The sequence below is a fragment of the Ekhidna sp. genome (genome assembly GCF_965228795.1).
GTDB lineage: Bacteria > Bacteroidota > Bacteroidia > Cytophagales > Cyclobacteriaceae > Ekhidna.
In genome coordinates, this window is sequence record NZ_OZ245839.1 from 3,418,107 (window position 1) to 3,444,715 (window position 26,609).

The 26,609-nt window shown below is 41.0% G+C and carries 25 protein-coding genes; 16 read left to right on the top strand and 9 right to left on the bottom strand.

The genetic code is table 11. The features are described from left to right. The first annotated feature begins 72 nt into the window (after window positions 1-72). The 7 genes from ACQK2H_RS15255 (at window position 73) to ACQK2H_RS15285 (ending at window position 3,854) form a co-directional block, all read left to right on the top strand. Window positions 73-264, top strand: coding sequence for a hypothetical protein (locus ACQK2H_RS15255; RefSeq protein WP_425392240.1), 192 nt, complete (start codon window positions 73-75; stop codon window positions 262-264). Between the two features lie 98 nt (window positions 265-362). Then, window positions 363-977, top strand: coding sequence for a hypothetical protein (locus ACQK2H_RS15260; RefSeq protein ID WP_425392241.1), 615 nt, complete (start codon window positions 363-365; stop codon window positions 975-977). Continuing rightward, a complete protein-coding gene (locus ACQK2H_RS15265; RefSeq protein ID WP_425392242.1) occupies window positions 977-1,351 on the top strand; it encodes a DUF423 domain-containing protein in 375 nt (124 codons plus the stop codon). The genes ACQK2H_RS15260 and ACQK2H_RS15265 overlap by 1 nt, the downstream gene beginning before the upstream one ends. A gap of 65 nt (window positions 1,352-1,416) precedes the next feature. Beyond that, window positions 1,417-1,575, top strand: a complete 159-nt coding sequence (locus tag ACQK2H_RS15270) for a zinc ribbon domain-containing protein (protein ID WP_425392243.1) — start codon at window positions 1,417-1,419, stop codon at window positions 1,573-1,575. 211 nt (window positions 1,576-1,786) lie between these two features. Beyond that, window positions 1,787-2,971 (top strand): adenylate/guanylate cyclase domain-containing protein, encoded by a 1,185-nt coding sequence (locus ACQK2H_RS15275; RefSeq protein WP_425392244.1) that lies wholly within the window; start codon window positions 1,787-1,789, stop codon window positions 2,969-2,971. Between the two features lie 323 nt (window positions 2,972-3,294). Then, a complete protein-coding gene (locus ACQK2H_RS15280) occupies window positions 3,295-3,516 on the top strand; it encodes a DUF433 domain-containing protein (protein WP_425392245.1) in 222 nt (73 codons plus the stop codon). Further along, window positions 3,513-3,854, top strand: a complete 342-nt coding sequence (locus ACQK2H_RS15285; RefSeq protein ID WP_425392246.1) for a DUF5615 family PIN-like protein — start codon at window positions 3,513-3,515, stop codon at window positions 3,852-3,854. Before ACQK2H_RS15280 ends, ACQK2H_RS15285 begins: the two co-directional genes overlap by 4 nt. 100 nt (window positions 3,855-3,954) lie before the next feature. On the opposite strand, the gene pyk is transcribed toward ACQK2H_RS15285, so the two are convergent. Further along, window positions 3,955-5,385, bottom strand: a complete 1,431-nt coding sequence (gene pyk / locus ACQK2H_RS15290) for a pyruvate kinase (protein WP_425392247.1) — start codon at window positions 5,383-5,385, stop codon at window positions 3,955-3,957. Window positions 5,386-5,399: 14 nt separating this feature from the next. Continuing rightward, complete coding sequence (locus ACQK2H_RS15295) at window positions 5,400-5,828, bottom strand: IPExxxVDY family protein (protein ID WP_425392248.1); 429 nt, start codon at window positions 5,826-5,828, stop codon at window positions 5,400-5,402. A 113-nt stretch (window positions 5,829-5,941) separates the two neighbouring features. On the opposite strand from ACQK2H_RS15295, the gene ACQK2H_RS15300 reads away from it, so the two are divergent. From ACQK2H_RS15300 to nadE, 4 genes are read left to right on the top strand one after another with little or no spacing between them, the layout of a single operon-like run. Next, window positions 5,942-6,178, top strand: coding sequence for an acyl carrier protein (locus ACQK2H_RS15300; RefSeq protein WP_089358163.1), 237 nt, complete (start codon window positions 5,942-5,944; stop codon window positions 6,176-6,178). Window positions 6,179-6,203: 25 nt separating this feature from the next. Beyond that, window positions 6,204-7,457, top strand: coding sequence for a beta-ketoacyl-ACP synthase II (gene fabF / locus ACQK2H_RS15305; RefSeq protein WP_425392249.1), 1,254 nt, complete (start codon window positions 6,204-6,206; stop codon window positions 7,455-7,457). Further along, entirely contained in the window at window positions 7,457-8,182 is a 726-nt protein-coding gene (gene rnc / locus ACQK2H_RS15310; RefSeq protein WP_425392250.1) for a ribonuclease III, read from the top strand. The genes fabF and rnc overlap by 1 nt, the downstream gene beginning before the upstream one ends. Further along, a complete protein-coding gene (gene nadE / locus ACQK2H_RS15315) occupies window positions 8,179-10,005 on the top strand; it encodes an NAD(+) synthase (protein WP_425392251.1) in 1,827 nt (608 codons plus the stop codon). Before rnc ends, nadE begins: the two co-directional genes overlap by 4 nt. A gap of 104 nt (window positions 10,006-10,109) precedes the next feature. Here nadE and ACQK2H_RS15320 read toward each other — a convergent pair whose 3' ends face one another. Further along, entirely contained in the window at window positions 10,110-10,934 is an 825-nt protein-coding gene (locus ACQK2H_RS15320; protein ID WP_425392252.1) for a hypothetical protein, read from the bottom strand. 72 nt (window positions 10,935-11,006) lie between these two features. Between ACQK2H_RS15320 and ACQK2H_RS15325 the strand changes: the two genes are divergently transcribed. Beyond that, window positions 11,007-11,288 carry a hypothetical protein gene (locus ACQK2H_RS15325; protein ID WP_425392253.1) on the top strand — a complete coding sequence of 94 codons (282 nt, stop codon included), beginning with the start codon at window positions 11,007-11,009 and terminating at the stop codon, window positions 11,286-11,288. A gap of 488 nt (window positions 11,289-11,776) precedes the next feature. Here the strand turns inward: ACQK2H_RS15325 and yidD are convergent, their stop codons facing one another. Further along, a complete protein-coding gene (yidD, locus tag ACQK2H_RS15330) occupies window positions 11,777-11,995 on the bottom strand; it encodes a membrane protein insertion efficiency factor YidD (RefSeq protein WP_425392254.1) in 219 nt (72 codons plus the stop codon). 71 nt (window positions 11,996-12,066) lie between these two features. Here yidD and ACQK2H_RS15335 point away from each other — a divergent pair, with 71 nt between their 5' ends. From ACQK2H_RS15335 to ACQK2H_RS15345, 3 genes are all read left to right on the top strand, one after another. Continuing rightward, complete coding sequence (locus tag ACQK2H_RS15335; protein ID WP_425392255.1) at window positions 12,067-13,506, top strand: BamA/TamA family outer membrane protein; 1,440 nt, start codon at window positions 12,067-12,069, stop codon at window positions 13,504-13,506. Between the two features lie 113 nt (window positions 13,507-13,619). Then, the gene (locus ACQK2H_RS15340; protein ID WP_425392256.1) at window positions 13,620-15,107 is read left to right on the top strand and encodes a S10 family peptidase; all 1,488 of its coding nucleotides are present in this window, start codon (window positions 13,620-13,622) and stop codon (window positions 15,105-15,107) included. Window positions 15,108-15,147: 40 nt separating this feature from the next. After that, the gene (locus ACQK2H_RS15345; protein WP_425392257.1) at window positions 15,148-16,311 is read left to right on the top strand and encodes a hypothetical protein; all 1,164 of its coding nucleotides are present in this window, start codon (window positions 15,148-15,150) and stop codon (window positions 16,309-16,311) included. Window position 16,312: 1 nt separating this feature from the next. Here the strand turns inward: ACQK2H_RS15345 and ACQK2H_RS15350 are convergent, their stop codons facing one another. Then, window positions 16,313-17,263 carry an L-threonylcarbamoyladenylate synthase gene (locus tag ACQK2H_RS15350; RefSeq protein WP_425392258.1) on the bottom strand — a complete coding sequence of 317 codons (951 nt, stop codon included), beginning with the start codon at window positions 17,261-17,263 and terminating at the stop codon, window positions 16,313-16,315. Window positions 17,264-17,351: 88 nt separating this feature from the next. On the opposite strand from ACQK2H_RS15350, the gene ACQK2H_RS15355 reads away from it, so the two are divergent. Then, entirely contained in the window at window positions 17,352-17,507 is a 156-nt protein-coding gene (locus ACQK2H_RS15355; RefSeq protein ID WP_425392259.1) for a hypothetical protein, read from the top strand. On the opposite strand, the gene ACQK2H_RS15360 is transcribed toward ACQK2H_RS15355, so the two are convergent. Genes ACQK2H_RS15360 through ACQK2H_RS15375 form a run of 4 tightly spaced genes read right to left on the bottom strand, consistent with a single transcriptional unit; the run spans window position 17,504 to window position 26,401 of the window. Beyond that, a complete protein-coding gene (locus ACQK2H_RS15360; RefSeq protein WP_425392260.1) occupies window positions 17,504-20,284 on the bottom strand; it encodes a FlgD immunoglobulin-like domain containing protein in 2,781 nt (926 codons plus the stop codon). The two genes, ACQK2H_RS15355 and ACQK2H_RS15360, sit on opposite strands and share 4 nt — an antisense overlap. Window position 20,285: 1 nt before the next feature. After that, complete coding sequence (locus ACQK2H_RS15365; RefSeq protein ID WP_425392261.1) at window positions 20,286-20,639, bottom strand: carboxypeptidase regulatory-like domain-containing protein; 354 nt, start codon at window positions 20,637-20,639, stop codon at window positions 20,286-20,288. A 14-nt stretch (window positions 20,640-20,653) separates the two neighbouring features. Continuing rightward, complete coding sequence (locus ACQK2H_RS15370; protein ID WP_425392262.1) at window positions 20,654-21,244, bottom strand: hypothetical protein; 591 nt, start codon at window positions 21,242-21,244, stop codon at window positions 20,654-20,656. Next, window positions 21,245-26,401: a PKD domain-containing protein gene (locus tag ACQK2H_RS15375; RefSeq protein WP_425392263.1), complete on the bottom strand. Its 5,157-nt coding sequence runs from the start codon at window positions 26,399-26,401 to the stop codon at window positions 21,245-21,247. Window positions 26,402-26,609 lie beyond the last annotated feature (208 nt).

Genomic DNA, 26,609 nt, shown 5'->3' on the forward strand with positions numbered 1-26,609 from the left:
AGTGACATGGCAGGATTTGAAAATTAAACCATAGCAGCTTAGAGGTATCAAAGTTCTAAACACACCACGATCATGACACAAATACTTTGGTATAACAATTCACTCAGCACCTACCAGTTTGGCACCTGGTCTGATTTTAAGCAAACAGTTGAAAGATGTCCACAGGATGTACTCCCTCTTGAGCGCTTCAATGATGCTTCTGAAATGACCTTAAAAAAGATCGTACTGGAACTAAACAAGTGCAGGCCAAGACATTCAAGATAATCCCTGGGACTGAGGGATTGACTATAGCTGGTTGACATCCCTGGCGCTAGCGTCAGGGATTTTTTTATCTTTAACCCAGGTTAACCCACACCCCTATCATGAAAAAGCTCCTTTACCTATATTTTCTGATTCCGATTATTGCATTTTCCCAGGCGCAAACAGCTAAGGAACTACGCGCACAGGATCTAAAAAAATACGCTATATCCAACGCAGAGATCAAATATGAAATCACAGGTGATGCTGAAGGTGAAGAGCTAATGGTCTTCACCGACTTTGGATGGACCAGCCTCAGGCAGCAAACCATGACTTTTGAACTTTACGGGATTACCAGTACACAATCTGTCTATGAGATCACCAATGGAGATTTGGTTCATCGTTTAAACCCGGATGATTCGACATACATTACCCGAAAAGACTTTAAGTGGAGTCAGCAAGCTTCATACAAATCACCGGATCAGGTATCAGAGGCCATATTATTCTCGATGGGAGGTTCTCAACAAGAAAACCAACAATTACTCAACCGCGCATGTCAGGTATGGTCGTTTGAAGGAAAAGCCATTCAGGAGTTATGGATATGGAATGGGTTGGTATTGAAGCGCAAAGCCAAACTGGGAGATCGAAACATTGAGACAACTGCAACAGAAATTAACCTGGATGTAATTCCGGAGGAGGAACTATTTTCCATTCCTGACTATTATTCTCAAAAAAATTAATGCATAAATTTTTTCTCATTTTTTCATCGATATCCGGCATGCTGGCTGTAGCATTTGGAGCTTTTGGTGCGCATGCACTTAAGGATAAGCTTCAATCAGAAGGAACACTAGATACTTATCAAACAGCCGTGCAATACCAGTTTTACCACACGTTGGCGCTTTTTGGAATTGCCATACTAATGATGAAGACACAAAGCCAGTGGCTTAATTATGCCGGCTACAGCATGGTATTCGGTATCCTGATATTTTCTGGATCACTTTATATTTTATGCTTTACCGGAATGAAATGGCTAGGAGCCATTACGCCCATCGGCGGATTGCTATTCATTGCAGGCTGGGTATTTTTATTGCTGACAGCATTAAAGTCCTTTTGAGCAAAATCATACCTCGATAAGTCATTCTGAACTTGTTTCAGAATCTTTTAATTTTTATTAGGAATATGAAAACCAAAGAATGTCCGTCCTGCGCCATGGAAGTAGATGCCACCGCAAAAGTATGCCCCATCTGCCAATATGAATTTGCAGAAACACAGACCGGGTATAAATGGATAGCCATTCTACTGATCGTGGTGTTGCTGCTGTATCTCGTTGTGTTTTAGAAAACGATATATTTGAAATAGCTTTTTAAGATATTTTGTGTTCATGTTTTATCCGGCAACAAACATTTACTCCAAAATATATAACAGAAATAAGCGCACAGTGCGCGCTACATTATGGTAAGCTACAATAGGAAAAAAATTAATAATCCATAGAAGATGAGAAAAGCTTATGTCAATCTATGATAAAAACAAATCTAGATTCTTTCAAAGAATGGTTGACATTGGTGCTAATTATAACTCTTCCTTGACCGAAATTAGGTATTTGCGCGTAACGAATATCGCATCCTTTTTAGGAGTAATTTATAACGCAATTTGGATACTAATTGCAATTTTTTTCACAGACGCATTAGTGATTTATGGGAGCAATACTTTGTTGGGATTGATGTTTCTAATGGCGCTACTATTCAATAGGAAAGGGTGGCGGGTCCTGGCTTCCGTATGGCTTATTCTGGCATCTTACATGTCCGTTATCTTGTTTCTTTATTTGTTAGGGTATTCCTCGGGTGTTGCAGCTGTATGTTTCCTGATTATTATCCTACCATACATGACTTTCCCTCGAAAGGCAAGGTATTTAGCTCATGTCTTTAGTATTCTAGCTTGCCTAACATTGATTGCTTCTGTAATATTTCAATCCAGTATACTAGCTCATTTTGACGGATTAGATCCTTACATATCACAAATAGTTAATATCAGCATTACTGGATTCATTTGCCTCATACTCATATCGAGTATGTCTGTTCTAATTGATAAATCAGAGGAATCATTAAAGGCTGAACAGAAAAAATCAGATGATCTTCTGCATAATATTCTACCAGCAAACATCATCAGGGACTTAAAGGAAAGCGGTACCACAATTCCTAAAAGACATAAGAATGTCACAATCCTATTTACTGACTTTGAAGGCTTTACGGAGCTTGTAGCATCCATATCGGCAATCACTTTGGTCAATGAACTCAATGACATTTTTGGTCGATTCGATGAAATAATGGAAGAAGCGGAGGTTGAAAAAATTGAAACCATTGGTGATGCATATATGGCTGCCTGTGGACTTGAAGATGAAATGACAAATCATGCTGCGAACTGTATTAGTGCAGCACAAATGATGCTATCCTACCTTGAGGAGAGAAATAAAAGCCATGAAATAACATGGAGAATGAGAGTTGGGATACATTCAGGAACTGTGGTAGCAGGTGTTGTAGGCAAAAAGAAATTTGCATACGACCTTTTTGGAGATACGATAAATACAACCAGTAGAATGGAATCCGCTGGTGAGGCAGGTAAAATCAATATATCTTCATCTACTTATGAAATTATTAAAAACAACTTTACATGTCTTCCTCGTGGAAAAATCTTTGCAAAAGGGAAAGGGGAACTGGAAATGTATTTTGTAAAATAGACTGTAGATAACAAGGTGTATGCATAGCACCCCCTCCTCTCGTCCTCGTCTGTAATGAGGATACCTAAACCATCTCATCCTACACTGTCTGTGCTTGACCTTTTGGAAAGTTTGAAACTTTCCAAAAGATAGTCTCAATGAACCTTGAAGGTCCCACCTCAACAGCCTCGGTTCGTGCCCTCACGAGACAAAATGCCCATTGCTTTGTGAAGACATAAACCATGGCGGCAGAGTTGAGAAAATGAACCGCATCTTAAGAACCATGTATGATATTCATCTGAATTAAAAGAACCGTCTCAAAACAGATTTCGTATCTTTACAATATGAATTATCAAGATATCTTAGAAATCAGAGCAGATAAGAGATTCGGTAAACCAACTATTAAAGGAACCAGAATTTCAGTCTATGATGTTCTCAACTGGCTTTCTAACGGCATGAGTAGAGAAGATATCAAGTCTGATTTTGAAGAAATAACTGATAAAATGATTGACGCTTGTCTTGCGTATGCAGCAGACAAGGAACGACGATTGATTTCAGTTCAGTGAAACTTCTCTTTGATCAAAATATCTCACCGAAAATCCTCAATAGACTTCCCAAAGAATTTTCGGAGTGTGAACAAGTAAGATTTGTTGGACTCGAAGATGCAACTGATCTTGAAATTTTTGAATATGCAAAGGCAAATGGATTTGCAGTGGTAACATTCGACTCTGATTTCGTAGACCTGAATGCCCTTCGCGGAACTCCTCCTAAGATCATTTACCTCAACACAGGAAATCTGACAACAAAAAGTATATCAGAACTGATCCTTAACAACCTACTATCAATTCAGCACCATCTCAACTCAAATACTGACGATATTCTGGAACTGCTAAAAGCTCCATAACCAGTATTCAGCCTCTCATCCTACACTGTCTGTGCTTGATCTTTTGGAAAGTTTGAAACTTTCCAAAAGCTAAATCCCTGACTGACATGAAAGAGATGAGTTACTCCACCACCTGCACCTTCATCATATTGGTGTGTCCGTGCCAATGCTGCGGCATTGAAGCTGTATTAATGAAAATATCTCCTTTTTTTAGATGATCCTCGCTTACAAGCTTCTTTTCAATCTGCTCCAGGGTGGAATCAATGTTATCCATCGTATCGAAGTAAAATGTCTTCACCCCCCAGACCAGGCACATCTGGTGCAATAGTTTTTCATTATTCGTAAACAAATAAATCTCAGACCTACTGCGATGCATGGCTGTCCGAAAGCCGGTATAGCCGGATTTAGTCATGCAAACCAGCGCCCGGGCTGACGTATTTTCCGCTAATCTACAGGCTGCACGAATCAATAAATCGTTCATGCGAGTAGACGACTCAAACTGTTTATCGTAGTATCTATTGTAGATTGAATCCGCCTCAGTTTCCACGGCCATGATTGTTTCTGACATGGCCTGAACGGCTTCCACAGGAAATTTACCGGCTGCAGATTCTGCTGATAGCATCAGCGCATCTGCCCCATCCATCACCGCATTAGCCACATCGTTGGTTTCCGCACGGGTTGGTCGTGGATTTTCGATCATGCTCTCCATCATTTGTGTAGCGATGATCACTGGCTTAGCCAATTCATTGCATTTCAACACAATTTTCTTTTGCCAAAGCGGAACCTCATGCATGGGTATTTCTACTCCAAGGTCTCCCCTCGCTACCATGATAGCATCGGTTTCTTCAATAATATCATCGATGTTTCCAAGTGCCTCCGGCTTTTCAATCTTAGCTACCACCTTTGTCGCTTTGCCTGACTTATTGATAATCTCTTTTAATTGTCGGATATCTTCCGCTTTTCTAACAAAGCTGAGTGCCACCCAGTCTACGTCTTGGTCCAAACCAAACTCCAGATCTTCCAGGTCTTTCTCTGTGAGCGATGGTGCCGATACGATCGTATCAGGCAGGTTGATACCCTTTCTGGATTTCAGCAACCCTCCATGCACCACTTCAGTCTCTACCTCCTTGCCATTTACGGAAAGGGTTTTTAGCTCAATATTGCCGTCATCAATCAGAATGGTGTCTCCGGATTTTACATCGTTGACTATTTCGGTATAGACCGTACTCACACGTTCTGCATTCCCTTCTACTTCTTCTGTGGTGATGATTAGCTTCTGGCCGTCTTTAATCTCCACGCCTCCATCTTTCATCAACCCAATCCGGATTTTTGGCCCTTGCAAATCCTGCAAAATACCCACGTGATAGCCTTTTTCCTTGCTGATCTCACGGATGATATTTTTCACCTTCTTGTGGTCTTCATGTGTTCCATGAGAAAAGTTAAGCCTGAGTACATTGGCTCCCGCTTCGATCAGTTTGGTAATGGTTTCCTTATTGTTACTCGCAGGTCCCAGTGTGGCTACAATCTTCGTTCGTTTACTTATAGATCTCATAGAATGGATAAATATTAATAGAGGAGATTTTCCTTTGATTTTAGGTTATCAAAATTAAGGCGCATTGCATACTCAATGATAGGAATCTGCTTGATAATTGCGTTAACGTTTTCGGAAGTCAACTCGTCCGTCATATCTCTGAATTTCAGAAGGTAGTCAAATTGCTTCAATTCGGGCATTAACAATTTCAATTTTGAATTACCACTTCCGACCAGTTTATTCTGAAGAAGCTCAAAAAGCACATACTCGGTTTCGAAAAGATAATTAGAAATCAGAATGGCCGTTCGATCCGCATATTCAATGCGAATATCATCCTGTTTTACCAGTGAGATGTCTAATTGCTGATTTAAATGCCAGGCCAGTGTGTACTCCTTTTTGTTACAAACAAGCCCAAACAAATCAAAATCTAACGAGTAGCCTCCATCTAATTTGTTTTTCTTCATATTTTGTGCAAGCTAGGACTTAAATTAGCGACAGAGATGTATTACCTAACTAATTTGATTTTAGTCTGATAATATATTTCTTTGCATCTCATTTTTAACCAAACATTACAAAAATGTCTGAAATAGCACAAAAAGTAACGTCAATCATTATTGACAAACTAGGTGTAGAAGAGTCTGAGGTTACTCCAGAGGCTAGCTTCACCAACGACCTAGGAGCTGACTCTCTTGACACTGTGGAGTTGATCATGGAGTTTGAAAAAGAGTTCAACATTTCTATTCCTGATGACCAGGCAGAGAACATTGCCACTGTAGGTCATGCTATCTCTTATCTAGAAGAAAACGTTAAGTAATTAACCCACTTAGCTTATATAATTTATGGAATTAAAGCGAGTCGTAGTTACCGGAATTGGTGCCCTTACCCCTTTGGGGAATACTAAAGATGAATATTGGGATTCTTTGGCCAAAGGAGTAAGTGGCGCGGCTCCTATAACTCGTTTTGATACTGAGAAATTCCGCACAAAATTCGCTTGTGAGGTAAAAAACTTCAATCCGACTGACTTCTTAGACCGGAAGGAAGCCCGAAAAATGGATCCCAACACCCAGTACGGTATGGTTACTGGTGAAGAGGCTATCCAGGATTCAGGAATCGATCTGGATACCATCGATAAATCCAAAGTTGGAGTTATTTGGGGATCAGGTATTGGTGGATTTAGTACGTTCCAGGACGAAGTAGTAAGCTTCGCTCAGGGTGACGGCACTCCTAGATTCAATCCATTCTTTGTTCCTAAGATGATTGCGGATATCACACCGGGTCTCCTATCCATTAAATATGGATTTATGGGTCCAAACTTTGCTACCGTTTCAGCATGCGCTTCTTCTAACAATGCCATTACGGATGCTTACGCTTATATCCAATTGGGAAAAGCGAATGCAATCCTTACCGGAGGATCTGAAGCAGGCGTTATTGAATCAGGCATAGGCGGGTTCAATGCCATGAAGGCACTGTCTGAAAGAAATGATTCGCCTGAGACTGCTTCTAGACCTTATGACAAAGACAGAGATGGGTTTGTATTAGGTGAAGGGTCTGGTGCTATCATGCTTGAAGAACTTGAGCACGCAAAAGCACGTGGAGCAAAAATCTATGCTGAAGTATTAGGTAGTGGAATGTCAGCAGATGCGTATCACATTACTCAGCCACATCCGGAAGGAACAGGCATTGAGTTGGTGATGAGAAATGCATTGGAAGATGCGGGACTCAATGCTGATCAGGTAGACTACCTGAATACGCATGGAACATCTACACCGCTAGGTGATGCAGGAGAAATCAAAGCAGCACAACGCGTCTTTGGTGGAAACGCTGCAAAAATGAATATTAGTTCAACAAAATCAATGACTGGTCACTTGCTGGGAGCAGCTGGTGCAGTTGAATTTATCGCGTGCTTGATGGCGATAGAGAGAGGAATTGTCCCACCTACGATTAATCACTTCACGGACGATCCGGAAATCGATCCGAATCTGAATTTAACATTCAACAAGGCCCAGGAGCGTGAAGTAAATATCGCGATGAGCAATACCTTCGGATTTGGAGGTCACAATACCTCCATTATTATCGGAAAATACAAAGGCTAGTGTCTTCGATTCCGAAAAGACTATCGGGCCGGTTTCTTAATTCTTTCAAATCTGAAAAAAATCTTCGACAGTCTTTTCGACTCATTACAGGTCGCTCACCGATTAACCTTGCCCTATACAAACAAGCCATGCGACACAGCAGTGTCGCATCCCTTAATGAACAAGGCATCAAAAACTCCTACGAACGGTTAGAGTATCTCGGTGATGCCATTCTCGGAATGATCATCGCAGAATACCTTTACCGAACATATCCTTTCAAAGAAGAAGGCTTCCTCACTGAAATTCGAGCCAAGATCGTAAACAGGGAATCGTTGAATCGATTGGGACAGAAAATAGGCCTCAAAGAACTGGTCAAATACAACACCAACTCACGAGCTCATCGGTCTGTCTATGGCGACTGTATGGAAGCGCTGATAGGTGCAGTGTATCTGGATCACGGATTTCCATATTGCAAACAGTTTGTCATCAAAAAGCTGATCAAGCCACATTATGACCTGGAGGAGCTGATTGCTAAAACCACCAACTTCAAAAGTCGCTTGCTGGAGTGGTCACAAAAAGAAAACAAAGACCTGCGATTCGAGATTATATCAGAAGCAGACCGAAAGTTTACAGCTCAGGTCTTCCTTAATGATGATGCAATGGAAAAAGGATATGGTTTCAGTAAAAAGAAGGCAGAGCAAGATGCCGCTCAGAAAACGTACGAGAAGCTTAATTTAGGGGAATGAGTCACAAGCTGAAACTTGCAGGCGCATGTCTTAATCAAACACCAATTGATTGGGCAAACAACCTCAGCAACATCAAAAATGCCATTGATGATGCGAAGAAGGATGGCGTGAATATTCTTTGCCTACCTGAACTCTGCATCACTGGATATGGGTGTGAAGACCTTTTCCTGAGTCAATGGTTGCCAACTACTGCACTTGAAAAACTATCTGAAATCGTCCCACTTACAGAAGATATTGCCGTTAGTGTTGGTTTACCCATCCGAATTGAAGGAAAAAATTACAACACAACTGCATTCGTTGCTAATGGTAGAATTAAAGGCATTTACGCCAAACAAAAGCTGGCCAATGATGGCGTGCATTACGAGTCACGCTGGTTTACCCCCTGGCCTTCCGGCAAAGAAGATTCGTTCGAATTTCAAGGGATAAACATTCCCTTTGGACATATCATAGTAGAGCACCTTGACCTTAGTATCGGGTTTGAAATATGCGAGGATGCCTGGCAGCCCAATCGACCATGTGAACACTTACAATCAAAAGTAGATCTTGTCTTAAACCCTAGCGCGTCCCATTTTGCTTTTGGTAAGTCTGAATTTAGAGAAGAACTGGTCATCAGGAGTTCCAAGCAATTCAATTGCGTATATCTTTATTCGAATCTTCTCGGCAATGAGGCCGGACGGATGATCTATGATGGAGATGTACTGATCGCTCAAAAAGGGAAGCTAATTGGCAGAAACCACCGACTGTGGTATCACGATTATCGATTGCTAACGGTAGAGGTAGATTTTGAAAAAAATACTGCAACGGAAAACATCAAGCCACATTATAGCAACCGTAACGAAGAGTTTTCGCATGCTGCAGGATTAGCTTTATTCGACTATTGCAGAAAAAGTAGAAGCAAAGGATTTGTGTTGTCGCTTAGTGGTGGCGCAGATTCCAGTACTATTGCTACATTGATAGGATTTGCGGTGAGAACAGCCTTAGAGCAACGAGGCAAGTCTGGTCTGGAAGAAGTTCTAGGATTCCAACTTACAGGAGACACTCCTGAAGAAATCACCAAACAATTGCTAACAACCGCCTACCAGGCCACCAAAAACTCATCGGAAGCCACTTTCAATTCCGCTAAGAACCTGGCCGAAAGCCTCGGTGCAACTTTTTACAACTGGCACATTGATACGGAGGTAAATGAATACCGATCTACGATCGAAAAAGCTATCGGAAGAAAGCTGACCTGGGAACAGGACGATATCACTCTCCAAAACATTCAGGCGCGTACACGTGCACCCATCATTTGGATGCTGGCCAATCTTGAGAATAAGTTACTCATGGCTACTTCTAACCGAAGCGAAGGTGATGTAGGCTATGCCACCATGGATGGTGACACCAGTGGAAGTATTTCTCCAATTGCAGGGGTAGACAAACATTTCATCCTCCAATGGCTGAAGTATGCAGAAAGCGAACTTGGGTTTGATGGTTTAAAACATGTCAATGCCCTTACCCCTACCGCAGAACTCCGACCGGAAGATCAGCATCAAACAGATGAAGATGACCTGATGCCGTATGAAGCACTCATGCGTATTGAGCGAGAGGCAATACTGAATGGCCGATCACCGATGCAGGTTTTTGATATATTAAAAAGCGATTTTAACCATGGTCACCTCAAAGAGTGGATCAAGAAATTTTATCAGCTCTGGTCTCGCAACCAGTGGAAGCGTGAGCGCTATGCTCCAAGTTTCCATTTCGATGATTTCAACATCGATCCTCGTTCCTGGTATCGCTTCCCAATTCTAAGCGGTGGATATCGGGAGGAGTTGGAGAAATTATGATTTAAATCTTAAAACCTGTTTAATAACCCAACTATTTGCTGAATTAGAAATTCCTTCGCCTCACTTTAAGAATAAAACAGATTTTGCGACAGTTGATTGAGCCTTCACTTCAAATAAAAACTCATGCCCATACTAAAAAAATCAAAGCGTACATCATACAACATCTGATGCACATACCCTGACCGAAAGGCAAACTCAGACGATCTATCCCTGAATGGACGATATTCCAGCTGCGTCGAAAACTCCTCTCTTGGGTACCCATCACCTGACTTACGATATGATACAGAGGGCATAAGCTTATTTTGATAAAATGATGCGTAGAATTCTGTTCCCCACTCAAAATGCGACTGATCCACCTGATACTCATGCGAAACACCTCCTCCAAAAAGCCACCTTACACGCTCCGTATTGATTAGATTTAGCTGGACTACCTGCCAATCGATAGTTGTGAACGCCCCGGAAACATCATTGACATTGAACCTTCTAAGCTGCGTGGAGAACAAGCCGTAGTTTCCTCTTATCATCTGGCTATCGAAGAACTCCGCCTCTGAAAAATTTATTCCCCCATCAAGCTTCAGTTCCAGACCAGTTCTCCATAATTCTGTTGGGCTATTTTGCAGTTGGGCTTGCTGTGCTAAATGGATCCCTTTCACCATGGGGCGCATCATTCCAACAAATAAGTCAATTAAAAATAAGCTGCCCACACCATCATCAGATCCGGAATAATCTGAGATGTGACTACTTCCATCATTGTAATTTTTAAATGCCTCAGCTCTGGATGTTACTTCCCTTATTTGTGAGTAGCCATTTGATAATAGTAATACACTAATCAATAAAAGATAGATTATTCGTTGGATCATGGTGAGTGATTTTTTACCCACAAATCCAATTATTATACCAAACCGGTCATATCTACTAAAGATGTTCATCACCTGAAACTATTTCTATTAATCAGCAACCTTGAGAGGACTCAATCGTATAGTAATACTATCATGTATAGTATGATTACTACATCATATAAATGTAATACTAACCTTCTGCTGATTGGCTTATTGACAGCTTTCACACTAGGAGATCCTACGATAACCCCTTCCGCATTTGAAAGTGAAGTCGAAGAGAAAGTAGAAGTAATAACTGTAGAATCACGACAGGTTAAAATCGTTAGGAAAGCAGAAAAACATCACCCGGTTTCTATACATAAGGTAACAGAACCATTAAGCTCTATTTATTCCTTCGTCCATACTATTAGAATATATGTATGGGTGCAAGCCTTTCTTCTTTAGACCAACACTAAAGCTCACCATTCAATTTTTTTAAATTAAAACTTTAGTGAAATGAAATATCAGGAAGATTCAAATAGCCACATTTATACTCAACTTAGAATTATGTGGTACATAGCAATTAGTGTTTTTGTAATTGCTTTTATATCAACAGCTTTTAGTGCTTGATATGAAGACGTCAATGCTGGAATACGGCAAGATAATTCTTCAAAAAGTAGCGTTTAATCGTTACCTGTTTAGGAAAGAATACAAAAAATTCAGATTGATTCTTTCCGAACATGAAGGAAACACCTTGCGCGATTGGACAAAAGAAAATATCATTCCAAAATAAACATAGGAGGTTGTCTCAATAAGATCAGTCACATTGAACCTGCCTTCCGCAGGCAGGTTTATGATGGATTTCTAGCTCCTAGAATGATGAGGAGCCCTTCGTCAGAGTGACATTCGAATATTAATAAACCCCTGGAGACTGCCTCTTATTTTTTAAAGATTCATGGTACCGGATCATAGCCACTGCCACCCCATGGATGGCATCTGCCAATTCGCTTAATACCCATCCAAACCCCTTTGAGTCCATGTTTCTGAATCGCTTCTTTGGTATATTGAGAGCAAGTAGGTGTATACCTGCAACTATTAGGAAACAGTGGTGAGATCGAGTATTGGTACACCAATACCGGAAAAATCAAGATCTTCTTAAGGATGCGATTCACGCAAACAAAAGTATCACTCAAAACTTGCACGCCCACCAAAAAATCATTCTGTTTGTCGGTTCTGATTAAATATGATTGAAGGATTAAGCATATCGTTGAAGCATTCGAACAGACTCACTTTCATTCTGCTATTTATGCTATCAAGCCTTCGTTGTTTGGCTCAGACAGACTCTACAGAGGTATTGAGAATCAATCGGATAATCATTGAAGGCAACTATAAAACCAAAGAGCGTATCATTACTCGGGAGCTTTCTTTCGAGAAAGGTCAAAGCTATAAGCGATATCAACTGGATAGCATGTTTGTATGGGATCGTAACCGTATTTACAACACTAACCTATTCAATGAGGTCACATTGACGCTTGAAAATATTGCAGAAGGTCAGACAGATGTTAAGATCACCCTGGATGAGCGTTGGTACCTATACCCCTTCCCAATTTTTCGACTCACGGACCGAAACTTTAACGACTGGTGGGTTAATAGAGATCGAGACCTGAGTCGGGTCAATTATGGACTGAAGCTAACTCAATACAATTTCAGAGGAAGAAATGAAGTTCTCAGGTTATGGCTTCAGACAGGATTCGAAACTGTACTGAATCTTTACTACCAAATTCCCTATATCGATAAGCAGCAAAGAAACGGATTGCTGATTAGCTCCAGCTACTTCGAAGCTAAAAATGTTCCATTTACGACTTCAGATAACATTCGTAGGTTTGCCTCTTCCCGACAGCATGTATTGAGACGAGCTTATACCAACTCTGTTGTGCATTCGTATAGAAGTTCGTTTTACTCCTTTCATCGCACGAGTCTCAGTCACCTTCGCGTAGATGTTGCTGACACCATCTCACAGTTAAACCCAAACTACCTTGGTGACAGCCGAACCCAACAACAATACTTCTCATTGGGCTATAGCTACACCTGGGATAAGCGCAATAATGTGAACTACCCAACGAAAGGTTCATGGTACAGAGGTGGCATAAGTAAAGTTGGTTTGGGATTATATGACGATGGAGTCGACTATTGGATTGCGAGAGTTCGCTTAACTAAATACTGGGAGTTCAAGGACAACTTTTTCATGGTAAACAACCTATCCACGATGAGTACATTTCCTGCGAATGATCGCAGCTACTTTAATTATCACTCCATTGGCTTTTTGAAAGAGGTGATACGTGGATATGATCTCCGACTGATAGAAGCCAGCTCATACGTATTGCAGCGGAATGAATTTAAACATCAGCTCTTTGGAAGAAAGTATGACATTAGTAGAGCAATGCCGCTCCGGCAGTTTCAGACATTCCCGATAACCATTTATGGTAAAATCTATTTTGATCAGGGGTATGGTATGGGATATCCGAACTATGATGGAAGTGCTCCGCTTACTGATAAATATTTATACAGCTTCGGAACCGGACTGGACCTGGTACTTGTCAACGATATCACTTTCAGGTTTGAACTCTCAAAAAACGCAGAGGACGAAACTCATTTCTTCATCAACTTACTGTCTCTTTTTTGAGCCTCAGTATTGACGAACCACAAAACACCTTATCCTACCGAGTACATCTTTTTATTTACTGATTTAAAGATTATTTGGTACTTTTCATTTAAACTAATCCTAAAAATCAGATTATGAGACGTGTACTCACCATTTTCACGATTCTTATTTATACCTACAGTTTTGCCCAGGAACGAACAATTCCTGCAGATGAAACTATAGTCACAAATCATGAGGTCACAATCAAAGGAAAGTCTGTGCCTTATAAAGCTACTACAGGAACTCAACCAGTTTGGAACGATGAAGGAAAGGCTGTTGCAGCTGTTCATTTCACTTATTATGAACGGACGGATGTCAAAAACAAAGCAAGCCGACCATTACTTATCTCCTTCAATGGAGGTCCTGGTTCTGCCTCGGTATGGATGCATCTGGCTTATACCGGACCGAAAATCCTCAAAGTGGATGATGAGGGATTCCCGATTCAGCCGTATGGTGTCAAAGACAATCCAAATTCAGTATTGGATATGGCTGATATTGTTTTTGTAAACCCTGTCAATACCGGCTATTCACGGATATTAGATAAAGAGAATATCAGTAGAGAATTCTTTTTCGGAGTAAATGAGGATATCTCCTATCTGGCAGAGTGGATCAACACATTTGTACATCGAATGAATCGTTGGGAATCTCCTAAATATCTGATTGGGGAAAGCTATGGTACCACACGTGTTTCCGGACTAGCCCTAGAGCTTCAGAATCGACAATGGATGTATTTGAATGGTGTGATTCTGGTTTCTCCTACAGAATTAGGAATTCACAGTGGACAGGGACGCAGAGATGGTCCATTAGGAGCTGCTCTAAGAGTACCATATTTTACGGCTGCAGCATGGTATCACGAAAAGCTCCCTGCAGACTTGCAGAATATAGACTTACTTGAGGTATTGGATGAAATCGAGACTTACTCGATTCAGGAACTAATGCCAACAATAGCAAAAGGAGGTTTTGTCAGCGAAGAGGAAAAGAAAGAAGCTGCACGGGTAATGGCCAGATATTCAGGAATTTCTGAAAAAGTAATTCTTCAATACAACCTTGACGTGCCAACCTCCTTTTTCTGGAAAGAACTGCTGAGAGATGAAGGGTATACGATTGGAAGACTGGATTCCCGATATAAAGGAATAGACCGAACAGATGGAGGTGATCGCCCTGATTTCAATTCAGAGCTTACCAGCTGGTTACATGCCTTTACCCCAGCGATCAATTATTATTTTAAGAACGTACTCGACTATGATACTGACATCAAATACAACATGTTTGGGCCGGTTCATCCCTGGAATAGAGATGGTAATAACACAGGTGAAAATCTGAGACAAGCCATGGCACAGAATCCATATTTACATACCATGATTCAAAGTGGTTATTACGATGGAGCTACTAAATATTTTGATGCAAAGTATACGATGTGGCAAATTGACCCAAGTGGTAAAATGAAAGACCGCCTTTCATTTAGAGGGTATAGAAGTGGTCATATGATGTACTTACGCAATGAAGATCTCATTAGCAGCAATGATCATTTACGAGAGTTTATTCAGAAATCATTGCCGGGAACTAAGCCCGCAAAGTATTAAACTGAAAATTGTGAAGGGGAGATAAACGTTGTTGGATGAAATGATCCGGTACTTAATTTTAGTTTTTTCTGCATGGTCGGTTTGGGTGGTGCAAGCTCAGACCTCTCCTAATATTCAATCTGTTAGCATTGAAGCAGATGGTAATTTCGAGGGGTACGATCTGATAGAAATTGATAGAAATCAGCTTTTCGTTCTAGCTGAACATTGGCACAATATTCAATCAGTACCAGAGGCAACTTTAAAAATGATCAGGTACTTACACAAACATGCGAGTGTAAGGATACTGGCAATCGAGCAGGGTGCAAGTGCTGCTTATATGATCAACTCCTATCTGGAATCAGGTGATACTGTCAAACTAAGACAAATCGCACGAAATACTCTTTTTTGGGGTAAGGAGAACTGGAAATTCTTCGAAGACTTGAGGGCATTTAACCTTTCTCTCCCATTCGAAGATCGCGTGTTTGTCAAAAGCATCGATATTGAATACAAAATGGCATCTGCGATATTCGTAATCAACGAACTCATCGGAGAAAAAGAAATTCCTGAACCACTCGAAAAAACTGTTGGATCTTTCAAGCAGATTTTTGAGGATACCCGAGCACATCGTGAAAGTTTTCAAGGACTATCTGTCATGCACTATTATGATCGTGAGGTCATCCAAAGTTTAGTGTTATTGACCATCGATGAGATGGAACAAAAGAGTGAGGCTTATACCAATTTTTTTGGAGATGACTTCATCCAGTTTGCGACGATGATTTTAGATATGGATGATGGATTGACCTTCGACTATACAAACCCAAACCAAAACTACAAGTTTCGTGACCGTCTGATATACGATAAATTCATCTCGCTTACAGACGAATATCCTGACAAAGGAATTTTATGTGTGATAGGTATGCGTCATGCCACCAAAAACTCCTCCATCTATCAATTGAATAATCTGAAATCCTCTCCGCTTTACAAAAAAGTTTGCATCATAAAAATCTCTGCCCTTCTAAATAAAGCGATCACCTCAACAGATTTGAAGCACTTCAATTTTAACTACCCAAAACATTTGAAAGTCAACCCTGCCACACTTATTAAGCACACCGATGATGATGCAGCGTTAAAATCCAGTAAAGATTTTGATTATACGCTTTTCATTAACCGTTCAGGAGAACTCACTCCGTTTGAGAATGTATATAAAAGAGAATATCGAGACTGATTTAAACAGCTGCTCTTCTTAAACGATCATTAATCGCCTTGCCCAATCCTACTTTTGGTACAAATTCCGTTAGAATAACTTTAATGTGTTCCTGATCCATTTTCCGAAGGGCAGAAAAAATATTCCGGGCTGCCTCATCTATGTCACCTGAAGGTGATAGAACAGCAAGATTTTTATCGGGTACGTCGAATGGTTTACTAAATGAAAGTACTCCGGTTGACTCTTTAGCAAGCTCATTTAAATTGCTTGCTATGTCTCCTATGATCATCTTTCTACCTGGAGAGTAGTGTGATTTGAGCATCCCTGGAGCTGCCGGGTTGGAACTCTCGTTTACTTGTATTTTGACCGCACCAACAACCTCTTCAATGGACTCCACTTTCGTTCCTCCAAGGCGATAAATAACCACCTCATCATTTTCGAAACCTACAATGGTGGACTCAAGCCCAATATTACAAGGACCACCATCCAAAACATAAGGAATGCTTGCTCCGAGTTGATCATTTACATGTTGAGCAGTAGTCGGAGAGACATAGCCAAAAGGGTTGGCACTAGGAGCTGCTAAAGGGAAATCAATACTACCCAATAGATCCATACTCAATGGATGTTTAGGGATTCTAATCGCTATCCGATCAAGTCCGGATGTTAACAGATCCGGCACATGTTTATTTTTCTTCAATAATATCGTCAATGGTCCCGGCCAGAATCTATCTGCCAACTTCATCGCCTTGTCTGGAATATCCATGACCAAATCACCGATCTTCTCAATCGAATTGGTGTGGGCAATGAGTGGGTCAAACTTGGGACGATTTTTAACAGCATAAATTTTCAGAATTGCATCTTCGTTCAATGCATTTCCAGCCAGACCATATACCGTCTCTGTTGGGATACCTACTACCTCCCCTTGCTCCAAAAACGCTTTGGCTTTAACGATATCTGATCCAATTTCTGCCACTATCAATTATTTGATGTGCAAAGATGATTGAACAAGATCAATTTGCCATGTGCCAATGAAATACTTATTTTAGTCTAAAACAGTAACCATGACATCAAGAACCAGAAATACCTTAAGAATAATCTCAATTGTGCTAGCCATCCTTGTTATCCTGATGGACTTGGGTATTATTCCAAATATTGTGAATTATCACTTTTGGGTGATGGTAATTGCCTACTTCTTGCTGGTGCTCAGCATCCGTTAACGTCTTAGCAAAAGTCTTCCTGATTGCTGCTGTCCATTGTACCTGATTCGGTATAAATAGATTCCATTGGTTAGTGAAGTTCCGGATGGAGTTGTTCCATCCCATGTTACTGTGTTTGTTCCGGCAAATTGAGGGCCCCACAAAATGGTATTTATAAGTTTACCAGACGTGCTTAGGATATCCACTCTTACTTCCCCTGCTTCAGGAATCGAATATTGGATATTTGCATTTTCTACAAATGGATTTGGATAGGTAGACAATACATTAAAATTTGCCATCTCCGGCTGAAAACTGATTGGTTTAAAGTCATCGATAAACGTTTCATAAACGCCATTACCATGTGTGGCAATTACTAATCGACCATCAGATGAGCGGTAGTCCATCATGGTGACCACTGCACTACCGATTAGATCCGAAGATTCCTTCACCCACTGCGTCCCTGTGCCTGCCGTAGTTTCTGTTGAAAACAGTCCCACACTACTTCCTGCCAAAATCAAATCAGTACTTGTTTTCGGGATTATTTCTACCCATCTAATACTTGGTCCATTTCCGGTACCATCTGCATTTTCCTCCAAATTTCCACTGATATCAGTAAATGACGCTCCCCCATCGTGACTTTCAAATATGGATGGGACATTGTAGTTAGAAAACGCAACTACTAGGTGCTCATTATCCTCCGGATTAACCGCTATTGAAGATACATAACCATTTTCAGGAAATACATTTGACTGAATGGAAGTCACCTGAAAATCAGGTTCAAATAGTGCATTATCTAATCGAAATAATTTTCCATCACTTGTACCAAAGTATACCTTTTGTCCGTCTGCAGAAACCTCAATGGCACTAATCAATCCATTGGCTAGAGGGATACTATACACATTTCTCCATCCCAGACTTGTCGGTGTTTGAGAACCCCCGGGGATCTGTGAGACGTTCGGATGGTAATACAATTGACTACCTCCTGCAAAAAACATCCGATTTTGGTTGGTTGGATCTAATGCAAAAGGATTAATGAATAAATAAATGGAGCCTTGCTGCGCAACCAGACCCCCCGGATCTACTCGTGCAAATGAAGTAATATCATTTTCGTCATTGAGTGTTAACCGAAGTGTCTGCCCTCTTTGAAAAGCAGCAAACCAAAGTACATCATCTTTGGTAGTAGCGGTATAGCTGCCATCACCACCAATAATGCCCTCCCAATTTAAATCGCCGGAAGACAGATCAGTACCATTATCTTGCATTCCTCCCAATACAGTAGGATTACCGCTGGTCTTCGACTGAGCAATCGTGAAGAATTGTGACGTTACAAATCCGTTATTGCTACTCTGCCACATCACAGAATCTGCCACAATGTTACTCGTTAACCTTAGCCCTCCATCACTCGCGGATAAAGCAACATTTGAATTACTAGGCAAGAACAACAGATCGTGCTGATCCGGATGGTGGTTGGGGTAAACGCTGGATCCCCCTTCCGGGTTGTACCCTCCTATCCAGTCAATGTTTTCTTCCGTTCTAAATGCATCTGTAGATCTGAATAGATTGGTGCCACCCACATAAACAATGTTGGGATCATCAGGATGTACGCGAATCATCATATTGTATGACCTCTGAGTATTTAAGATCCCGAGGTTTTCATCAAATTTGGGAATTTTGCGAGGCTCAGGATCAAATCCGTTAACTCTCTGTGGATCTGCTAATAATGAAAGCCGGTGTTCCAGAATTAGTATTGGACTGGAATCAATCATAAAATAAGTAATATCAGGATTGGATGGACTAGAACCAATAACAATCCTTTGGTACCTTGACTCATCTGTCACTGGTGTTATTTCAGACCAGTCGTTTCCATTGATTGAGTAAAATATTCCTGCATCCGGAGGAGGTACTTCCAAGGTATCTCCCAAAGGTGTCTCTGTGGACAATCCTGCATAAAAAACGTTATTCCCGGATCGCTCCAATGAGGTGTAATAAGATGCATTGGCTTGATTAAAATCTGCAGTGTCTACTTCATCGAGTAAGCTTCTCCCTAAAACAACTTCCCAGCTCTCACCACCATCAACTGATCTGAGAATACCACCAAATGCTGCAACTAAAATCTCATCTTGTAATTCGTTTGCAGGATTGATTTCAATATCCCAGATATATTGAAAATGACTGTTGAAAAATTGAGGAGTTTCATTTTGAGTGGAAGCAATTGGCTGCCATGACTCACCATTATCTACTGACTTATATATTCCATTTCCTCGGAAAGGTGCCGCACCGCCACTGGTGGAATTTCCTACAATCTCACCTGTTCCATGATACCAAACATCCTCCATGCCTGGTCGTGTATCCTGAGCGATGCACGTGACACTGTTACGATTCTCGGGATCAGATTTTCTTACCCAGGAATTTCCCCCATCTGTGCTCTTCCAAATACCCCCACTCACACCCCCTGCCAGAATGATATTTTCATTTCTGACATCAAAGGCAACAGCACGCGTTCTTCCTCCAACATTGTTGGGACCCAATGATGATACGCTTAATTGTTGAGTTCGTAGGTTTCTTGTATCCTGTAAAAGCTGTTTATCAAATTGCAACTCTAACTGGCGAATATTCTGGGGCACTTCACCAGTCTTTGGGTCTTGGCTGAGCAGGTTTAAATACTCCAACCTGCCCATCAAATCTTCCCTGCCTTCTATTTCCGAAGGGGTATCATTGACAATTATATTATATGATGGAGAAAAGTCAGTTTTACTAAGCAAAACTGACAGTATAAAGGCCCAAAGAAGCTTTTTCAAACTACTCGATTACAGTATTGACTTTATTAATGCGACCTTCTGAAAGTTCACCCGTTTTCACCCCTTCACCGTTGTTGTTTTTATCTTCAAATTTGGCTTCTATGAAATATGCGATTGGTTTGACCTCCTTGAACGTAACACGTCCTTTACTGTCAGTTTTCATAGTCGCAATTGGGCTTTTACTTGCCAGATAATCAGCTTCATTATCATATATAGATACAGTTGCACCTTCTACAAAATTCCCCAATCCATCAATCACGGTTACTCTAAGTTTTGTAGGAAATAATTGTGCATCAGCAGTCTGATGAACTCCTGTACTTATCATTAGTAGTGTAAATAGTGCTAATACTCTCATGCTTATTTTTAGTTTCATTTTTTAATTGAAAAAATATGCTTGGCCAAATCCTCAAAACTATCTGCCTGCTTGTATTTCCTGTCCGGATACGAATTTGCAATTAGTTTGATGCGTGTTGGCTCATCATTTTCTTCAATATATTCTATCTGTACATTACCAAACTTTTGATCAATTGGTTCAACAAACCCTGTTTTTGGTTTCAGATAGTGCATCTCTTTAGATTCAACTATATCTCCCTTCTCTTGCATAGTATGCCTACTTACAACTAATCTGTAATCCAATTTTTTTACCTGGTCAGCAAGATAATCGAAAAGGTAATGAAAGTTGTTTTTACCATACTTAGGCTCATATGAGATCGCAAACCCATTACTATATGTTGACTCTAAAATCAATATGTGAGGGTCTTTATCTACTCCTTGTTTTCGCCAGAAATACGACTGCCAAAGGTCATTGATTAGCTCTGCAGAATAATCAGAATTCTTCCACTCTTGAAATCGATTAATAAATGACTGACTTCTTTTGATTAATTCGTTAACAAAAATGCCAGCAGGGGTTTTGTCCTGCTTTCCGAAAATTCTGGAATATATGTCATCGAAGTAACTCATCTATCTAATAAGCGTAACCGACCCATATTGTTCGATTGTTCCTAAATCCGGAGCTAATGAGCTTGAGAATTTAAGAACGTAAGCGTATGTTCCTGGCGGCAACAGAGCGCCCCTGTAAATACCATTCCATCGAAAATCCTGATTTGTAGATCTGTAAACCAATTCACCCCAACGAGTATAAATCAATATTTCAAATTCCTCGATAAAGTCATTTGGGAAGACGAAAAATTCATCATTAACTCCATTTCCATTAGGGGAAAATGCATTCGGCGCAAATATTACCGGACGACAATCCTGAACCACTTCCACATTTGCAGTGGCACAGGTAAATCCATTGTATAAAGTAACTTGATAGGTTCCTACGGTGGATACGGTCAGTACGGGATTGGTGGAAATAATGGTATTATCCGGCACTAACCTCCACTCATAAGTATTAAAAACACCCGGATCTAAGTCCACAGTAGGGTTAGTTGGATTCCCTGGACAAAATGCTGCTCTTTCAGGCAACAGTATATCCTCAGGATTTATTGGAACCACTGCTACATCCAATGATTCTGTAGCCATACATGTGCCTGTCTCATTAGTAGCTATCACCGTATAATTACCCGATTGGCTAACTCTTAAAGTGGAATCCGTTTCACTTAAGGTACTACCGCTAGGATCTTGCCATTCATATGTGACTGAAGGATTAAAGTAATTGGTGGTAGCAATTATCAATACACTTCCTCTATTGTCACACTCAAGATTAAGTGTAAGCGTAAATTCAGCTTCAATAGTAACATCTGTATCTCCAGAAGTAATTTCACAACCAGTGAATTGATCCAATACAGAGACATTATACGTGCCTGATGTGGTTACCGTATTTTGCATAGCCTGACCCCCATCATTCCAGTTGTAGATGTATGATCCGCTCCCACCTGTTACATTAGCTACAAGTGTCTGCTCACCTTCACATGGATCTCCTTGTACAGTGACATTCACAGTCGGAGGTGTATTGAGATTTACCTGAATGTCTTCACTGCGATCACAAAAACCTGGAGCAGTCGCCAAAACGGTATAGGTACCTGATTGATCAACTGTAATTGAATCCCCAATATTTGATCCAATAATACTGCCATCAGTAGTGGACCATGAATAAGTAACACCGGCGGTAACACCGTCAGATATTCCCACCAGACCCGAGGTAGCGCATATCTCTTGAATCGCATCAAAAGTAAATACTGGTTCTGGACCGGGAGGTATGCTAACTTGTTCAGTTTCAACACAGCCCGGTGCATTGTCATCAGTTACTTGAACAGAAAGTGTTCCGGTATTTAAACCAGAAATAACCAATGGGTCAACATTATCAGTTCCACTAGCTACAATATTTCCTAAAGCATCCTGAACCTCATAATTATAACTTGCCGGCAGTGATGGAGTTGTTCCAGTAATTGAAAGTTCCACATTTCCATCACAATTTCCCGTTCTTGATACTGCCAGATTAAAAGTACCTGGATCTTCAATTTGCAATAATTCTATATAATCACAGTCAGTTACAAGATTAGTCACCGTAAGGTTATAGATACCTGGCGCTAGATTGGTAATTGTGGGTGCATTACCCGGTCCATCAAAATTGGCTGGTCCAAAATTGGAAGGACCTGCTAACCGATAAGAGAAACTCCCTGACGCATTAAAGGTGATATCAAGTGTACCATCATCATTTCCACACCCTGATGTATTGCCTGGATTTGTAGTTACATCAGGAGCAGGCTGAATGTTTACCTGAATGGTGTCTCGTCCAATACACCCAAATGAATTGGTCACAGAAACAGTATATTCAAACACTCCTGCAGTAGTAGTATCTATATCAAATGTTCGGTTATTTCCCATAACTACCCCATCGATTGCCCAAGAGAAAGTACCTCGTGGTACTTGTGCATCTAGTGTTATGCTCGGATCATTTTGACACAGCAGCCTATCTCCACCAAGATCTACATCAGGACGTGCATCAGCTAGGAAAACCTGAAGGGTATCAGATGTACATCCAGTCACGATATTAATAATAGCTACATCTATTACGGCTGGTTCTGAAACAGTGATTTCTCTGGTAGTCTCACCAGTACTCCAGTAATAGGAAAAATCAGGGTTATCAGTAGGCCATGCAGTCAGCACAATCGGTTGATCACAAATTGCTGTATCTGTTGGCACAGTCGGGCTTTCCGGAATATTATTGATTGTAATGGTTTGAGACAATGTGGTGTCTGTATCGCATCGATTACTTAAAACAAGCTGTACGGTATAGGTACCCGGGCTGTCATACGTGTGTGTGGTATCCTGAACCGCTGCACTGGTTCCATCTCCGAATATCCACAAATAGTTTTCGATTGAATTATTTGGATCCCTTCCAACTCCACTAAAAGTAGAAGGTTGTCCCGCACACCCCTCCGTCACGGTCATGCTTGGTTCTTGTGCAGGGGGCGTGTTATTCTGAGCAAAGTTCGGTAGTCCTAATCGACTGATCCTTCCTGCAAGGTCAAATCCGGTACTGTTGAAGCTAGCACCAGCATCGTCACCATCCGGTGCATTTATCGTTCCTAATGTGGTGGAGTTATCAACTGCCATATAAATAATTCCGTCAGGGCCGATCTGGAGTGCACCATAGTCAACACCTTGTGGGTAACCATCAAATTTGGTATTAGAGATGTCTGTCACTGGGTCTGCAGAGTTCAAACTATCTAAGTCATATTGAATCAGCTTGGATGCACCCGATGAGGTGGTCAAATAGAGTTTTAGTCCTCCAGGTGAGAACTCCATTCCATACAGATCACTCTCTCCGGTATCAATTAGTCTTGGGTTGGATACTTCACCTTGATCCAGATCCAGAATTTCCACCTGGTTGGTGCCCGGTATATTTACCGCAATCTGATTCAGTGTTGGTGATATTTTCATGTAGCCGGTAGCACTTAGTTCCTGCATGAATTCGTGTACTGCCCCGGTAGGAGAAAATATGGCTCCACTTAATCCCGCAGCACTGGTCTGGAACGCTCTGAATGAATTATTGCCAAACTCATGAGCCATGATGAGGTCATTACCTGTAAACCCGGATCCTGTAATTCGTTCCGTGCTATTCTCCATCAACTTCACATTCTTTACAATGACTTTGCCACGTGCTTCATCTTCTTTCATATCGACAATGGAATAACGCAATGCATATTCATCGTCACCATAAACTCTTTCTGTAGTGAAGATGTAAAACATGGTTTGATCACCTCCAAAAGGCATGATCAAGGAATTTTGGGCTGATAGCTGTTCACCACCAATCGTGTCTCCATTTACCATCACATCATGATCTCTGTTCCAAACAGTAAATCCATTGGTATAGAAAAGTAAGTCACCGTTTACATCTGAAATTGTAGCGCATCCTTCCAGCGCATCTTGTTGATTTCCATCCAGAATTGCAGTGGCTCCACCTGTAAATTCAATGCCGGCTTGCTCACCAAAATACCATTGATTAGAAGTTTGATTAGAAACACCATATTCCAATACTTCTATATCATCAAAGTCTGTACAGCCTGAAGCATCAGTCACCTCCACCCAGTAGGTACCTGTAGTATCTACTTCTATGGTTTGAGTGATTTCACCAGTATTCCAAACAAAAGATTGACCGGTTCCGGCATCCAACATTAGAATCTCATCCACACAAATGGTGGTGTCATTCCCCAGGTCTACCTCCAGTGGGTTTGTTCGAATATCTACAAAATCTACAATTTGTTGTGTAATTCCATTAACCTCAGCCGTCAATGTTACTGTGTAAGCACCTGCCGATTGGTATTGATAGTTTGGTATCCAGGCATTCGAAATTGTTCCATCACCAAAATCCCAGGTGAGGCTGTTGGGAACTGGCTCCACTATCGGGAAAAATTTGGTCACATTGGTTTCACAACTGTCTATGTAGTAAAAATTCAGTGTATCAAAAGTGAAATTGTAGGCCGGTGTATGCTCAGAAAACTGCCTGGAGTTAAAGTCTTCGGGAAAAACCACAGCCTGATATTGAATAGAATCTAAAATACTATCCGGACGGTAGATTCTCCCTAAATTCACGTTTCCGCCATTGGTAGACTGATATAAATGATAAATTCGGTCATCCGGCGCACGTTTCAACCCGTAACTTCTGAAAATGGGAGCTGGCAAGATTGGGTTTACAGACTCAGTGGAATCATTAAAATCAAGTTGATACAGCTGTCCGGTTGTTCCACTACTTCCGAATCGAGAAAAGTAGATTTTAGATCCATCGGGTGACCACTCGATATCATAAATTGACTCTCCCTGATCATCATTGAAGCCGGTACCAGTCAAAGTTCTATCAAAAGACAAAGTTCCGGAAGCCGGATCAAAATTCATTAGCCATATATTTCTATTGGCTCTTCTCGGCACCATGATTAACTGTGATGAGTCTCTGTTAAATGCAAAATGTGATGCTTCAAAACCGGGAGTAGACCCATCCGTAAAATCATTATTGGTGGTAGCTCCCACTCCTCCTGCATCAATCTGTGTAACCTGAATTTCAAAATTGGCACTGTTCTGTGAAATCATCCAAAACAGCTCTCCATCTCCTGCCGGCACGATCAGCATGCCTTCCGATGGATTAACCAATCCGGTTGGATTATCTGCAGATGTTACATCTCCATATGGAAACTGCGCAGAACCATTTCCCTGAGCAGTTGCATCCACAATGGAATACCTGATCTCATTGACGCCACTAGTACCTGAATTTGTAAAAATGTAATATTGGCCGGGACTATCAGTCACCGGACATGAAACAGCCGGAACATTAATAGCTGAATTACCTGCCAGGCCAGCGCCATTGGGAACAATTGTATGAGAAACATCATACACATTTACTCCATCTGTGTAAAACAGTAGGTTTCCGGTAAATTGATCTGTAATGGTGACCGCTCCTGCATTGCCAAACGGAGTGGCCTGATCAGTTTGTAAATAAACATCCCTGCCATTTCTGTCAAAAACCAGATTTTCAGATGAGTTGCCAAAATACCACCGCGTCTCTGTTACGTTTTGAGCCCAAAGCGAAGATGATGATACCAGTGAAAGGATAATGAGCAAACAACTGACTAATGCAGTCCTGTAAGGGAAACGAATCATAGAGATGTCCTGGTTCATACACAACACTTTGTAAAAATAGGGTTAACCCGAATTAATTCAGGATATATTCAACAACAATGTAAAGACACTTGAACATTATGCGAAAGATTTTAAATCGCAATATGCAAGCATATCAAAATACCAACGTTAGAGTGGCCGTTACATTACGTAGTAAACTCAACAAAACTTAAACCGATTTGTATTTATTGTATAATTTGCTCAACGA